We start from the raw sequence: 13,945 nt of genomic DNA, 5'->3' as shown, positions 1-13,945 counted from the left end.
CCTATCAAAAGTGATACAGGACGGTATCAGAAGTGATACCCCCATGCCTTAAAGTAGCTTTATCCATGCCTTTGAGTGGGGTTTGAGCGGGCTTTGACCCGGGTGAGCCATGCTGTTGGGTGGGCTCGCAATGTTCAATATTAAAAGGCCCGGGGCAAAACCGGGCCTTCGTGCTCAGGAACTGAAATGCTACTAATAAAACGGGTATTTTATTTATCAACCAACTAGCTTACATCGTCGAAAGGCATCTTCTGCGGCCCGGTTTTCCGGACCATCCCCAGCGCCACCGCTACCAGGGCCATTGCGATATAACAAAGCAAGTGTGCCATTGTATGCAAGTAACACCATTCTCTCCCGCCCGGGCAGGTAGCTTTTACGTGAAATGCAGCGTAGATATACGCATCCTGCGATAGTTGATCTGGTCAAATAAAGTAGTTGACAAAATCAACTAAATTAATATCTTTGTGAAAAGCACCTGATATGATACAGGAACCTGTTGGGGCGCAGCAAACCTCTAAGTCGCAGGACGCCGCTCTCATTGCCGGCATACGGCAGTTCAACCGCTATTACACCATCCAGCTGGGCCTTTTGCAGCAGCATATTTTCGACAGTGAATATTCTCTCACGGACGTGCGGGTGTTGTACGAAATACATTTCAACGGGAAAACGACCGCCACCGGCATACGTGAGGCGCTGCTGATAGACCCGGGGTACCTCAGCCGCATTCTCCGCAAATTTGAGAAGCAGGGACTGGTGATCAAACACCCGCTGCCGGAAGACGGCCGCTCTGCCTACCTCACGCTTACCGCCAGGGGGCAGAAGCTGATGCAGACCATGAATGAATTATCCGACAACCAGATCAGGCAAATGCTGGAGAACCTTGCGCCGGAAGAACGCGTAAAAATAGGGGATGCCATGCGGCTGGTGAGATACCTGCTGAAAGCCCCCGGCGGCGCGCCCCGGCTGGAAGACGTGGTGATCCGCCATGAACTGCGGCCCGGCGACCTGGGCAATATTGTGCGGCTGCATGGAGAGATCTACGAAAAAGAATACGGCTACAACATCGAGTTTGAGCAATACGTGATGGAGACCATTTCGGATTTCATGAAAACCTACGACCCATCAAAAGACCGTGTATGGCTGGCCAGCTGTTTCGGGGAAATGGTGGGGATGATCGCCATTATCCACCGGCCTAACCGGAAAGCGCAGCTGCGCTGGTTCCTGCTGCGGCCGGATTTCAGGGGCATCGGTCTTGGCCGGGCGCTGATGGAAAAAGCCATGGAATTCTGCCGCCAGCAGCAGTTCAAAGAAGTGTACCTGCTCACCACCAACCAGCAGGGAAAAGCGGCTTCCATCTATACAAAGCACGGCTTCATCAAAACCGCATCCGTACCCGAAACGCTTTGGGGGCAGGACCTTTACGAAGAACGATATGAGCGGAAGATGTAAATGGAATACCGCTCAGAGATAGCTCAGCCACCACTGCCGGTGCGTGCGCTTGTATTCGCTGTACCACTTGCAGGGCTTGTACAGCAGCGCTACGATACTGATCCAGATAAGATACACTACCGCCAACGGATACCCGAAATCATTCGGCCTGAACAGGAACGGCGCCTGCGGGTTCACGATATCGTCTGCGCCATAGCCGTGCACGAAGAACAGGATCATGCAAAGCAGGTGAATAACGTAAAAATGAATGATATAATAGAAAAAAGGCACGCTGCCATATACCCGGCATACTTGCGCAAACCGGCCGCGCGCATGCTCGAAAGCCACCAGCATCAATAATCCCGGCCCGATGGTGATGCAGGTGTACATAAGCGACGGCGGGTATTTCTGCACATTCAGGAATGAGAATATAGTTTGCTGCAACGTCGGGAACGCCTGCCAGGGACGCGGGTCGCCATACAGGTTTACCGCCCGCAGCAGGAAGAAGATGCCAACCATCGCAAGACCGGTCGCGATCAATACCTGTTTTCTTTTTGCTATTGATACATCCGGCAGGAACACCCGCCCGATGCCATAACCCATGAGCATAATGCCGATCCACGGCAGGAAGGGGTAGATCACGATCACGCCGCGGCCGGGAAAGGTGGGGTAGAAGTTGAACCGGGAAAAGTGCGCGAACTGCCAGAAAACGCCGGGTTTGAAATCCGGCTGCGATTCCCAGTAATCCAGTATATTATGACCGAAAGTGATCAGTAAACCGATCCCCAATATCGCCTGCCAGGGCAGGAACACCAGCACGGCCAGCGCAAGGAAGCTCACGCCGATAGCCCATATCACCTGGAGGATCATCGGGTTTATGAGCGGGTTGAAAGTAATCCCGAAAGAAACGACCGTTACTTCTATGAGAATCAGCCACAAACCGCGGGTAAGGAGGAAACGGCTGATCTCCGCTTTGGTTTTCCGCCCGTTCATCAGCTGTACGGACATGCCGGAAAGGAATACAAAGATCGGGGCGCAGAAATGCGTGATCCAGCGGGTGAAATACAACGCAGGCCAGCTCGTTTGCGGATCCAGCGCATCCTGGGTGAGAGCGGGGGCGTGAAAGAAATCCCGCACATGGTCCAGCGCCATAATGATCATCACCAAACCTCTCAGCACATCAATCGAATAAACCCTTTCGCGGGAGACGGCAAGTGGTTGCATGACATGGAGTTTCCTACTAATATAAGATTAATCTCCCAGCCTTTATCAGCCATTTATCCTTTTAAGAAAGAAGCCGTTATTCCTTCTCCGCATACTTGTGCAGCATTACGATCTGCCCCAGGTGGTAGGCTGCGTGCTGCAATATGCCCTGGATGTAATAATAGGCGTTATGCTGGGTATTGGGCACATTGGTCCAGAGCTTTTCCTCGGGGAAGTTGCGGATCGTTTCAGCCATGGTGGTGATGGAATGTTCCAGGCGTTGCAGGGTGGCCTGCCAGTTGTTTTCGCCGTGGTTCTCGGGGAAATAAAAATCCGGCAGGTCGCCGTCCTGCTCCGGTTTTTCCCCCTGCAGCTTGCGGGTCACGTTCTGATGCCAGAATATCAGGTGGTTCACCAGCTCCCAGGTATTATGGGAGGTGTTGAAACGGCGGCTTGCCTCTTCGGCGGTCATATCCTGCAGATGTTCCATGAACGTAACATCCAGCCAGGGTTCGCCGTGGTAAAGATGCTGCAGGGATTCTGCGAGGACAACTAATGTGGACATGCGGGTGCGTTTTTGATGTTTATACAATTAGCAGGCCATTCCCCCATTTTCCCTTACATTTAGTTCAAATTATCATCACTTTATGGAGCAACAGCAACTGGAATTTAATAAAAATGAGGATAATATGCGCAGGCTGGTGAGCACCGTGAGAACAAGGCTTGCAACCATTGAACAGGGAGGAGGGAAAAAAAGCCTTGAAAAAGTGCGCCAGCGCGGCAAACTTACTGCCAGGGAAAGAATAAAGGCGCTGATAGATAAAGACAGCCGTTTCCTGGAACTGGGCGCTTTCACCGCCTTTGACATGTACCAGGAACATGGCGGCTGCCCCGCGGGCGGCACAGTGGCCGGCCTGGGTTACGTAAGCGGCCGCCAATGCGTGATCGTGGCCAACGATATGACCGTGAAAGCAGGAGCCTGGTTCCCGCTGACCGGCAAAAAGAACCTGCGCATGCAGGAAATAGCCATGGAAAACAAACTGCCCGTCATCTACCTGGTAGACAGTGCGGGCGTATACCTGCCCATGCAGGACGAGATATTTCCCGATAAAGAGCATTTCGGCCGTATCTTCCGCAACAACGCCAAAATGAGCGCCATGGGCATTACCCAGATAGCCGCCGTGATGGGCAGCTGCGTGGCCGGCGGGGCTTACCTGCCTATCATGAGCGACGAAGTGCTGATGGTGGAAGGCAACGGCTCCATCTTCCTGGCAGGCCCCTACCTGGTGAAAGCCGCCATCGGCGAGGAGGTGGACGCAGAGACCCTCGGCGGGGCCGTTACCCATACCGAAATTTCCGGTATCGCCGATTATAAATTCAAGACCGATGAAGAATGCCTGGAGCGCATCCGGCACATCGTTTCCCGCATCGGCCACAATACCACGGCCGGCTTCGACCGTATAACGCCCGTTGCCCCCGAAAAGCCCGCGGAAGGCATTTATGGCCTCATCCCGCAGGACAGCACCAAATCTTACGATGTGCGCGAAGTGATACAACATATCGTGGATGGTTCCGTGTTTGAAGAATACAAAGAAGACTACGGCAAGACCATCCTTTGCGGCTACGCCCGCATCGAAGGCTGGGCGGTGGGCATCGTGGCCAACCAGCGAAAAATGGTGAAAAGCAAAAAGGGCGAAATGCAGATGGGCGGCGTGATCTATAACGACAGCGCAGACAAGGCCGCTCGTTTTATCATGAACTGCAACCAGAAAAAAATCCCGCTCGTTTTCCTGCAGGACGTAACCGGCTTCATGGTGGGCAGCAGGAGCGAACATGCCGGTATCATCAAAGACGGCGCAAAGCTCGTGAATGCCGTTGCCAATTCCGTGGTGCCTAAAATAACCGTGATCATCGGCAACTCATACGGCGCGGGCAATTACGCCATGTGCGGCAAAGCCTACGACCCGCGTTTCATTTTTGCATGGCCCAATGCCAAAATTGCCGTAATGGGCGGAGAGCAGGCCGCCAAAACACTGTTGCAGATACAGGTAGCGTCGCTCAAAGCAAAAGGGGAAACCATCACCCCCGAATCCGAAGCAGCGCTGCTGAAGGAGATCACAGACAAATACAACACCCAGACCACGCCCTACTATGCCGCCGCCCGCCTGTGGGTGGACGAGATCATAGACCCCGCGCACACCCGCTCCGTGATCGCAGAATGTTTGCAGGCCGCCAACCACGCGCCGGTAGAAGAAATATTCAGGACGGGGGTGATACAGGTGTAAATTCTCTTAAATTTGCGACCTTAAAACGCAGGGCATTTTGACGAACCAGCATTTGATCATTTATACAGACGGCTCTGCCCGCGGCAACCCGGGCAGGGGAGGATACGGCATTGTGCTCATCTGGGGCAAGGTGCGCAAGGAACTGAGCCAGGGCTACCGCATGACGACCAACAACCGCATGGAGCTGCTGGCCGTGATCGTGGCGCTGGAAGCGCTTACCAAAGAAGGCTTGCACATCCTTGTGTATACAGACAGCCAGTACGTGGTGAACTCGGTGGAGAAAGGCTGGCTCTGGAACTGGGTGAAAACCGGATTCAAAGACAAAAAGAATGCGGACCTCTGGCAGCGTTTCATTCCGCTGTACCGGAAACATAAAGTGCAGTTCCACTGGGTGAAAGGCCATGCCACCAACCCGGAGAACAACCGCTGCGACGAACTGGCCACCGCCGCGGCGGATGGCGGGAATCTGCTGGTGGATGGGGGGTATGAGAGCGGGAACTGATATGATCAGATGCCCGGGCAAATACTATTTAATATCTTCCCTATATAACCAAATTCCAAAATAAATACTAAATTGCTAATGTCTCTAAGCAAAGTATAACCCGTTTGAACCGTTAAGCATCATTTTTCATGTATTGAAATTTGCCCATGCCTCAGCTATTTCCAGTAGAGGTCATTGAGCATTCCGCCATGACGTGGCTTCCCCGCGTACAGGTGCGGACGCAGGTGATCTATACAACGGTTCTTCTCGCAGTGCTCCTCTGCGTGCTCGCGCTCCCATTCATTAAGGTGGACGTTTCGGTGAAATCCGCCGGCATCGTACGCCCCGTTACCGAAAAAAATGAACTCCGCAGCCTCGTGGCCGGCACCATCGAAGAAGTGCTGGTGCGCGACGGGCAGCATGTGGAAAAGGGCCAGCTCATCCTGCGGCTCCAGGAAGACATCAGTAATTCCAAGCTCAGTCAAAACTCCTTCGAGCTGCAGCAACGCGCCGCCTACATCAGCGACCTCACAAAGCTGGCAGCAGGCGGCGGCAGCGGCTTGCAAACATCTTTGTACCAGCAGCAATACAGCCGCTTCGTATCGTCCCTCAGCGAGCAGCAGGCCACCACCCGCAAGCTGGAAAGCGACCTGGAGATGTACAAAAAATTGTTTGCGGATAAAGTGATCGCTGAAAAAGAGTTGCGCGACAAACAATATGAATATGATAAAAGCCAGGCCATGTACCGCTCCGCCGTGCAGCAGCAACGCAGCGCGTGGCAGGAAGAGCTAAGCCGTTACAAAATGGAAAGCAACCGCCTGCAGGCAGATGCTGCGCAGCTGGAAAAACAAAAGGAATGGAACCTCATCAAAGCCCCGGTGAGCGGCACTTTGCAGCAGTTTAGCGGTAAATACAGCGGCAGCTACCTGCAGGTCGGTGAAATGATCGGCATTATTTCGCCGGACAGCAACCTGGTGGCTGAATGCCTCGTTTCGCCACGGGATATAGGCTATCTGCGTACAGGCATGCCCGTTAAGTTCCAGGTGGATGCGTTCAATTACAACGAATGGGGCACGGTAGACGGCGTGGTGGAGAACGTGGAGAATGATTTCACGCTGGTGGACAACCAGCCGGTGTTTAAGGTGCGCTGCCGCTTCGGCCATACGGAGGTGCATACGGCCAGCGGGGTGAAAGGCCAGCTGAAAAAAGGAATGACGCTCCAGGCAAGGTTCATACTTACCCAACGCAGCCTCTTCCAGCTGCTGTACGATAAAACAGACGATTGGATGAACCCTAATACGACAGCAAAAAACTAAGCAATGGCGAATGTTACCCGTTTAAAGAAAAGCGCCCGCATCCGTCAGCGGGACATCAGCGATTGCGGAGCCGCCTGCCTTGCCTCTATCGCCGCATATCACAACCTGCAGCTCCCCGTGGCCCGCATCCGGCAGATGGCGGCTACAGACAGCAAAGGAACAAATGTACTGGGAGTGGTGGAAGCCGCTACCAAACTCGGTTTCCAGGCCAAAGGCGTTAAAGGTCCTTTCGAGGCGCTGTTCAATATTCCCAAACCGGCCATCGCGCACGTGATCGTGCGGGATCAGCTTCATCATTTCGTGGTGATCTACCGCGTTACCAAAACGCATGTGGTGGTAATGGACCCGGCGGACGGGCAGTTTCATTCCCTCACCCACGAAGCGTTCAAAAAAATATGGACCAATGTGCTGGTGCTGCTGCTACCGGGGGAAGACTTCCGGCCAGGGAACGAAAAAACGTCGCATCTCGCGCGTTTCTGGTTCCTGCTCAGGCCGCACCGGTCCGTGGTATTGCAGGCCCTGTTCGGCGCGGTCATCTATACCATATTGGGTTTGTCCACTTCCATTTACGTGCAGAAGATAGTGGACAATGTGCTGGTGGAAGGCAATAAGAACCTGCTCAACCTGCTGGGCATCATCATGCTGCTTATTCTTGTGCTGCAACTCTTCATCGGTCAGCTCAAAAGCGTGTTTGCCCTCAAAACCGGCCAGCAAATAGATGCACGGCTGATACTCGGGTATTACAAACACCTGCTGCGCCTTCCCCAGCAGTTCTTCGATACCATGCGCGTGGGCGAGATCACTTCCCGTATCAACGACGCGGTGAAAATTCGTGTATTCATCAACGATGTTGCTATCGGGCTGGTGGTGAATGTATTTATCGTGCTGTTCTCCTTCGGCCTGATGTTCACCTACTACTGGAAGCTGGCGCTTATCGTGCTGTCCATCCTGCCGGTGTACGCGATCATTTACTGGATCAGCAACGAAGTGAATAAAAAGATGCAGCGCAGGCTGATGGAAGATAATGCGGAGCTGGGCAGCCAGCTGGTGGAATCGCTCAATTCAGTGTCTACCATCAAACGTTTCGGGCTGGAGGAATTTTCGAACCTGAAAACCGAGACCCGCTTTGTACGCCTGCTTAAAACGATCTATTCCGCATCGGTCACCAACCTGTACATCGGCAATGCCGGCGGGTTTGTGACCAGCGCATTCGTGGTGATACTGCTCTGGGCGGGGTCGTATTTTGTGATGGACCGCCAGCTGAGCCCCGGTGAGCTGCTGAGCTTTTATGCCATCATCGGGTATTTCACAGGTCCTGCCATGAGCCTCATCGGCGCCAACAGGAGCATGCAGGATGCGCTCATCGCGGCGGACCGCCTGTTCGAGATCATGGACCTTGAGCAGGAAGAAAGCGCCAACAAGGTGGCGCTGCAAAAGAATATGGTGGGCGACGTCGTGTTCCAGAACGTGGGTTTCCGTTATGGCACGCGGGTGGAGGTGTTCCGGAATTTCAGCATGAAGCTGCAGAAGGGAAAGATCACCGCGATCGTAGGTGAAAGCGGCTCGGGTAAATCCACGCTGATGGCCCTTTTGCAAAACCTGTACCCGCTCCGCGAAGGCAGCATCCATATCGGCAGCCTGGACATACGCTACATCGAGCACGAGAGCCTCCGCAGGCAGGTGAGCGTAGTGCCGCAGCAGATCGATCTTTTTGCGGGCACCGTGATGGAAAATATTGCCGTGGGTGAATTTGAGCCCGATATGCAGCGCGTATTACAGATATCCGCGAAGCTGGGCATCATCCAGTTCATCGAAAAGCTGCCCGAAGGTTTTAACACGCTACTGGGCGAGCACGGCGTAAACCTTTCCGGTGGTCAGCGGCAGCGCATCGCCATTGCAAGGGCGCTTTACCGTGATCCCGAAATACTGATACTGGACGAAGCCACTTCTTCGCTGGACTCCGTGTCTGACCAATACGTGCAGGACGTCATGCAGCAACTGCGCGACGAAGGGAAAACCATCATCGTGATCGCGCACCGGCTGAGCACGGTAGTGAATGCGGACAAGATCGTGGTATTGCAGGAGGGCGCAATGGCCGGGGAAGGCACACACCACCAGCTGCTGGAGAATAATGTGCTGTACAGCAGGCTGTGGCAGAGCCACCAGGCGGTGTTGGAATGAAAAAAAGCGGTTGCCCCTGAGAGGCAACCGCTTCACATTTATATCTTCCGGTATTATTTCGCTTTAAACCGCAGCAGCGCGGTATCTCCCTGGCTCAGTACCAGCATGCCCTGGCTGATAGCCCATTTGTTCACTTTGTTGCTGGCGTCGAGGAATTTGCTTTCTATGCTCATATCCGGGCAAGCCATCCGGGTGGCGGCCAGGCCGGGGAAGCTGATATTGTCCGGGGCGGTAAGATTAAACTTCCCGAAGATCCTGTTGCAGCCCGCAGAGCCACTGAACTGGCTGTCCGTTCTTTCGAAGGTGAATTCGAGCGGTTTGGGAATGCCGGTGGTATCGATGGTTTCGCCGTTCACTTCCACCAGTCTCCAGGTTTTATACAGCTCGGCTTCGTTATTGGTGCCGCCGGCCTTGTTGGCGTTGGAACAGGCGGCCAGGTAAGCCATGCCGGCCAGCACCAGGCATAGTGTCAGGATTCTTTTCATGTCATGGGTTTTGATGTATAACAATTTTCCCCCGCAAAGGTTAGCTTTTATCCAAACAGTTTTGAACAAAGGCGCTGTTTGCCACCCTTAATACCGGCTGTAAAAGGATTGCAGGTCGGTGGCCAGCCGGTCGTAAATGGGCCGCGTCAGCTCCATGAACAGGTCCTGCGGGGGCGGGGGAGGAATGTCGCGGCCGCCCATCAGCCGCCTGTCCTCATCGCTGAGTGCCCTCTGGTCGCCACGGTAGGTGCCGAACTGGTTGCGCCAGGTGAAGGAGCCGGGCACTCTGTCCTGCCGCAGCACGCGGTTATTATCCACGTCTGTGATCCGGTAGTCCAGCACGCCGTTGGAGGCCACGGTTTTGGTGGTGATATAGAGGGTGGCTTTCACGGTGATGTCCACCATAATAGCTTTGCCGGTAGTGTCTTTTTTGTTGCCGGGTACCTGTATCACCCGGGAAACGTCGCGGGTGTAACGGTCCACATAGGTTTGCCCCACGATGAAATCGATAAACCGCATTTCCATGTACTGGTCGGGGCGGAAGTCGTTATCGTTGCGCACCATCCGTTCGTCGTAGAACTTCACGAAGGTGTTGATGTTGCGGGACTGGAGATTGCGCACCAGCGCGTCGCGGAACTGGTCTGCGGTGAACTGGTAATAGGGTGAGCGCACTTCTATTTCGCTGATCAACACGTTTACCAGGCCGATGGCATAAGCCTGGTCGCGGAGTTCTTTGGCGTTTTTGTAATTAGGCGTAAGGCGGAGGGCGGCGTCAAACTCATCGAAGGCCTGGCGGGCGCTGAGCTTGTCGCCGCGGTCCAGCAGCTGAACGCCGCGTTCGTAGCGGGCTTCAGCGGCATTTTCCAGCGCGCCGGTGATGGCGGACGAATAGTCCTTAGGCTTCACCACGGCATTGGCGGCAGGGGCTGAGCGGATAATGTCGTAGAGGGCCTGCATGGCGCGGTACTCGTTCTTCACGCTCTCCCATTTCAGCTCGTTGTTGGACGCGAGGGCTTGTTTGGCGCGGCCTTCATGGTATTCCATGGCAGCGTTGTAAGCCTGCGGCAGCAGGTTGAGGGACGTTGCGTCCGCCGGGCGGCGCTGGAGCTTTTTCACGAAGGTTTTCACGGCATCGTCGTACCGGCCCTGGTTATATAATTTTTCGCCTGATTTGCATGAGAAGAGGATAACAGCCAGCACTGCAAGGGATAGGTAGCGGAGGTATGTATTCATATAGCTGTGTTTACAGGTTTCAACAGGCAAATGGTACGCCAGAAAAATTTATAAGGATAACAAGCGGGAAATTAAGAAGGTTTTAACAAAAAAGCGAAAACCCGCCGGGCGGGTCATATTTTATAATTCCGGCGCAGCTCGCGGTCTACTTCGCGGGCCTTGATGGAATCGCGCTTGTCGTGCAGCTTTTTACCTTTGCCGAGGCCGATCTCCATTTTGGCCAGCCCTTTTTCCGTCATGAATATACGAAGGGGAACGATGGTGTAACCTCTTTCCTGCATCCGTTTTTCCATTTTCTTCAGCTCTTTTTTCTGCAGCAGCAGCTTCCGCTCGCGCATGGGGTCGTGGTTGGCGTAGGTGCCGTGGGAGTATTCGGCGATGTGGAGGCTTTTTACATACAGCTCGCCTTTTGAAAAGTAACAAAAGCTGTCGTTGAAGCTCACCCTTCCTTCCCGGATGGATTTGATCTCGGTGCCTGTCAATACCAATCCGGCGATATATTTATCTTCTATCGCAAATTCAAAATAAGCCGATCTGTTCTTTAATTCTGCCATGATGTGGTGGAGCCGGCGGTGTGGTATTCACAGCGCCGGCCCGGGGTTCTTATTGCTTGAAAAGCACCAGCAGGGTGCTCAATTTGTTCTTGAGTTCTTTGCGGTCGGTGATAAAGTCCAGGAAGCCTTTTTCCAGCAGGAATTCCGCGCTCTGGAAGCCTTCGGGCAGGTCTTTTTTGATCGTTTCCTTGATCACGCGCGGGCCGGCGAAGCCGATGAGGGCACCGGGCTCGGCGGTATTGATATCTCCCAGCATGGCGTAAGACGCGGTAACGCCTCCGGTGGTCGGGTCCGTCATCAACGAAATATAAGGAAGGCGCGCGGCAGCCAGCTGTGTGAGCTTGGCGGACGTTTTGGCCATCTGCATCAGGGAAAATGCGCTTTCCATCATACGGGCGCCGCCAGATTTGGAAATGATCATCAGGGGCAGCTTATGGGCGATGCAATAATCTATGCTGCGGGCGATCTTTTCACCCACCACGGAGCCCATGGAGCCGCCGATAAAGTTAAAATCCATACAGGCCACTACCAGCCCGTTCCCGTTCACCTGGCCGGCGCCAACGCGCATCGCGTCAGACAGACCGGATTTCGCCTGGGCTTCCTTCAGCCTGGCGCCGTAAGGCTTCAGGTCGTTGAAACCCAGCTGGTCCTTTGGATAAATATTGCTGAAGAGTTCTTCGAACGCATTGTCGTCAAAGATGATCTCGAAATACTCGGGTGAGTTGATACGGTTATGAAAGTTACATTTGTCGCATACGTACAAATTCGCTTTCAGGTCTTTCATAGTGGTCGTTTTCTTGCAATTCGGGCATTTGTGCCATAATCCGTCCGGCGCTTCCTTCTTCTCACTGGTGGTGGTTGAAATACCCTGTTTGATTCGCTTAAACCAGCTCATACTAGTGTTTGTGCTAAAATTAGATTAAAGAATAATAGTGCAAGATACGACAAAATTAATATTAACCGTAAATCGCGGGGCCGGGCAAAAAAGGGCCGGGATAAACAGCTGTTTGTTTATCCCGGCCCTGATGCAATATTATCCCTTGTTTACCAGATGCTTTTCAGCCCGTAAACGGTGGTTTTTCCCAGTTTCGCCGTTCCGCCCTTCGCGGATATGCCCAGGCTGCGCCTGGATGAATCGATATTCACGTTCACCGGCATAAAAAGCAGCCCGTCCGCTGTAAACACTTCCACCCCGATGCGGTCCGCATAGATGATCAGCGACAGCCTGCCGTCCACCAGCGGCGCCGGTGCGCTCACGCCGTCGATCTGCAATTGTTGTTTGGCTGCGTCGTACACCACGGGCAAGCCGTTTATGTCCAGGGTTACCTGGCTGGCTTTGCCCGGTTCTATGACCGTTCTGATCTCCAGCAATTCCTCATGAATATCTGCAAAAGGGTTGCTGCCGCCTTCTTTGAGGCTGCGGGCGTTCACCGTGTAGGTCTTATCACGCAATATTTCCAGCTCTTTTACCGGGGTGCGGGCCAGGCGGAGCCCATTGGCGGTGGGCACGAGCTTCAGTTCCATCGGGATGCTCTGCGACTGGTTAAAGCTGGAGCCGTCCTTATCGGTATTCGTGCGCCACCAGCCTATCTCGATGCGCCGGCCCTGCGGCTGGTCTGAGAAGGTCTGGGAGGCATAGAAGTCACGGCCGAGCTGGCCGTTCAGCTTTTCCGCCTCGGGCTTGAATGTAATACCGTCGAACGTGCCGATGGCATATTCGCTGTTGGCGCCGGTGAGCACCCATTTCTTTTCACCGGGACGGCCTTCCACCGCCAGCTCATAAAATTCGGGGCATTCGAACAGGTAACGGTCGTCGCCCGTGCCGCCCATTACTACGCTGGTCTTTGTCCAGTGCTTCAGGTCCGGGGAGTTGAGGAACTGTATGCTGTTCTGGTTGTTATCCCGTTCCACCCACACTACCATGATCCATTTTTGGGTGGGAGCGTGCCAGATCACTTTGGGGTCGCGGTTGTCTTTATTGATGCGGTGTACCACGGTGCGGTCCAGCTTGGAGAACGTTCTGCCGTCTGTGCTCCAGGCAAGTCCCTGGCCCCAGGACCTTGCGCCTGTGAAAAACATGACCATGGGCGGTTTGCCGGGTTGCCCCAGACCGCTGGTGTTATTGCTGTCCACCACGGCGCCGCCGCTGAACATAGGGCCGAACTTGTCAGGATACAACGCTTCTCCCAGCTCCGTCCAATGCACGAGGTCTTTGCTGACAGCATGGCCCCAGTGCATATTTCCCCATTTCACGCCGTAAGGGTTATGCTGGAAGAAGAGATGGTATTCGCCGTTGTAGTATACCATGCCGTTCGGGTCGTTCGTCCATCCCCGTTTTGGTGAAAAGTGGAACTGGCCGCGCAGCTTTTCCTTGTAAAGCGTGCCGGTATTTTTATCTTCATCGCTTTGCTGAATGGGGGAGAAGGCTTTGGAATCCGCACCCAGCTTATCTACCCGCAATTCGATGTCCATCCCTTTCCAGGCGCTGATATCGAGGTAGGCGAGCCAGTCGGGCTCCCCGTCTGCCAGCTCTATGTCAAACCAGCGTTCATTTTCGCCGTCCACCCATAGTTCAACATTCTTTTTGGGCGCGCCGTTCTTTACAGGCAATACGAGCCACTTTTGCGAGGCTTTGAACGTTTTGCTGAATTGCTGCGCGCTGGCCGCCTGTGCAAGTATGCAAAGGCATAATATCCCGGTCCATATGATCTTCATGACATGCAATTTAATTAGTACATTTTTTTTAGTTACACCAGTTAATTTTTTACGGTCCAACGTT

The 13,945-nt window shown here is 53.9% G+C and carries 12 protein-coding genes; 5 read left to right on the top strand and 7 right to left on the bottom strand.

Annotation, left to right across the window (positions count from 1 at the left end):
- The first annotated feature begins 480 nt into the window (after positions 1-480).
- Positions 481-1,449 carry a bifunctional helix-turn-helix transcriptional regulator/GNAT family N-acetyltransferase gene (locus ACTJIK_RS24515; protein ID WP_440650188.1) on the top strand — a complete coding sequence of 323 codons (969 nt, stop codon included), beginning with the start codon at positions 481-483 and terminating at the stop codon, positions 1,447-1,449.
- Positions 1,450-1,461: 12 nt separating this feature from the next.
- Here ACTJIK_RS24515 and ACTJIK_RS24510 read toward each other — a convergent pair whose 3' ends face one another.
- Together ACTJIK_RS24510 and ACTJIK_RS24505 are read right to left on the bottom strand one after the other, a co-directional pair.
- Positions 1,462-2,652, bottom strand: a complete 1,191-nt coding sequence (locus ACTJIK_RS24510) for a DUF1624 domain-containing protein (protein WP_440650187.1) — start codon at positions 2,650-2,652, stop codon at positions 1,462-1,464.
- 76 nt (positions 2,653-2,728) lie between these two features.
- A complete protein-coding gene (locus ACTJIK_RS24505) occupies positions 2,729-3,196 on the bottom strand; it encodes a DinB family protein (RefSeq protein WP_440650186.1) in 468 nt (155 codons plus the stop codon).
- Positions 3,197-3,278: 82 nt separating this feature from the next.
- Here ACTJIK_RS24505 and ACTJIK_RS24500 point away from each other — a divergent pair, with 82 nt between their 5' ends.
- The 4 genes from ACTJIK_RS24500 to ACTJIK_RS24485 all read left to right on the top strand — a co-directional run bounded on the left by ACTJIK_RS24500 (position 3,279) and on the right by ACTJIK_RS24485 (position 8,894).
- On the top strand, positions 3,279-4,916 hold the full coding sequence (locus ACTJIK_RS24500; RefSeq protein ID WP_440650185.1) for an acyl-CoA carboxylase subunit beta: 1,638 nt from the start codon (positions 3,279-3,281) through the stop codon (positions 4,914-4,916).
- 37 nt (positions 4,917-4,953) lie between these two features.
- Positions 4,954-5,418 carry a ribonuclease HI gene (gene rnhA / locus ACTJIK_RS24495; RefSeq protein WP_440650184.1) on the top strand — a complete coding sequence of 155 codons (465 nt, stop codon included), beginning with the start codon at positions 4,954-4,956 and terminating at the stop codon, positions 5,416-5,418.
- Between the two features lie 146 nt (positions 5,419-5,564).
- A complete protein-coding gene (locus ACTJIK_RS24490) occupies positions 5,565-6,713 on the top strand; it encodes an HlyD family secretion protein (RefSeq protein ID WP_440650183.1) in 1,149 nt (382 codons plus the stop codon).
- A gap of 3 nt (positions 6,714-6,716) precedes the next feature.
- Positions 6,717-8,894 (top strand): peptidase domain-containing ABC transporter, encoded by a 2,178-nt coding sequence (locus ACTJIK_RS24485; protein WP_440650182.1) that lies wholly within the window; start codon positions 6,717-6,719, stop codon positions 8,892-8,894.
- A 53-nt stretch (positions 8,895-8,947) separates the two neighbouring features.
- On the opposite strand, the gene ACTJIK_RS24480 is transcribed toward ACTJIK_RS24485, so the two are convergent.
- The 5 genes from ACTJIK_RS24480 to ACTJIK_RS24460 form a co-directional block, all read right to left on the bottom strand.
- Entirely contained in the window at positions 8,948-9,379 is a 432-nt protein-coding gene (locus ACTJIK_RS24480; RefSeq protein ID WP_440650181.1) for an META domain-containing protein, read from the bottom strand.
- A gap of 87 nt (positions 9,380-9,466) precedes the next feature.
- Positions 9,467-10,612, bottom strand: coding sequence for a hypothetical protein (locus tag ACTJIK_RS24475; protein WP_440650180.1), 1,146 nt, complete (start codon positions 10,610-10,612; stop codon positions 9,467-9,469).
- Positions 10,613-10,725: 113 nt separating this feature from the next.
- Positions 10,726-11,166 carry an SsrA-binding protein SmpB gene (smpB, locus tag ACTJIK_RS24470; RefSeq protein ID WP_440650179.1) on the bottom strand — a complete coding sequence of 147 codons (441 nt, stop codon included), beginning with the start codon at positions 11,164-11,166 and terminating at the stop codon, positions 10,726-10,728.
- 49 nt (positions 11,167-11,215) lie between these two features.
- Positions 11,216-12,061, bottom strand: coding sequence for an acetyl-CoA carboxylase, carboxyltransferase subunit beta (accD, locus tag ACTJIK_RS24465; RefSeq protein WP_440650178.1), 846 nt, complete (start codon positions 12,059-12,061; stop codon positions 11,216-11,218).
- Positions 12,062-12,210: 149 nt separating this feature from the next.
- On the bottom strand, positions 12,211-13,881 hold the full coding sequence (locus ACTJIK_RS24460; protein WP_440650177.1) for a glycoside hydrolase family 32 protein: 1,671 nt from the start codon (positions 13,879-13,881) through the stop codon (positions 12,211-12,213).
- Positions 13,882-13,945 lie beyond the last annotated feature (64 nt).

It is taken from the genome of Chitinophaga sp. 22620 (assembly GCF_052044405.1).
Taxonomy (GTDB): domain Bacteria; phylum Bacteroidota; class Bacteroidia; order Chitinophagales; family Chitinophagaceae; genus Chitinophaga.
Note: the sequence above shows the minus strand (reverse complement) of the source record. Positions and strands in the feature narration are given on the sequence as shown.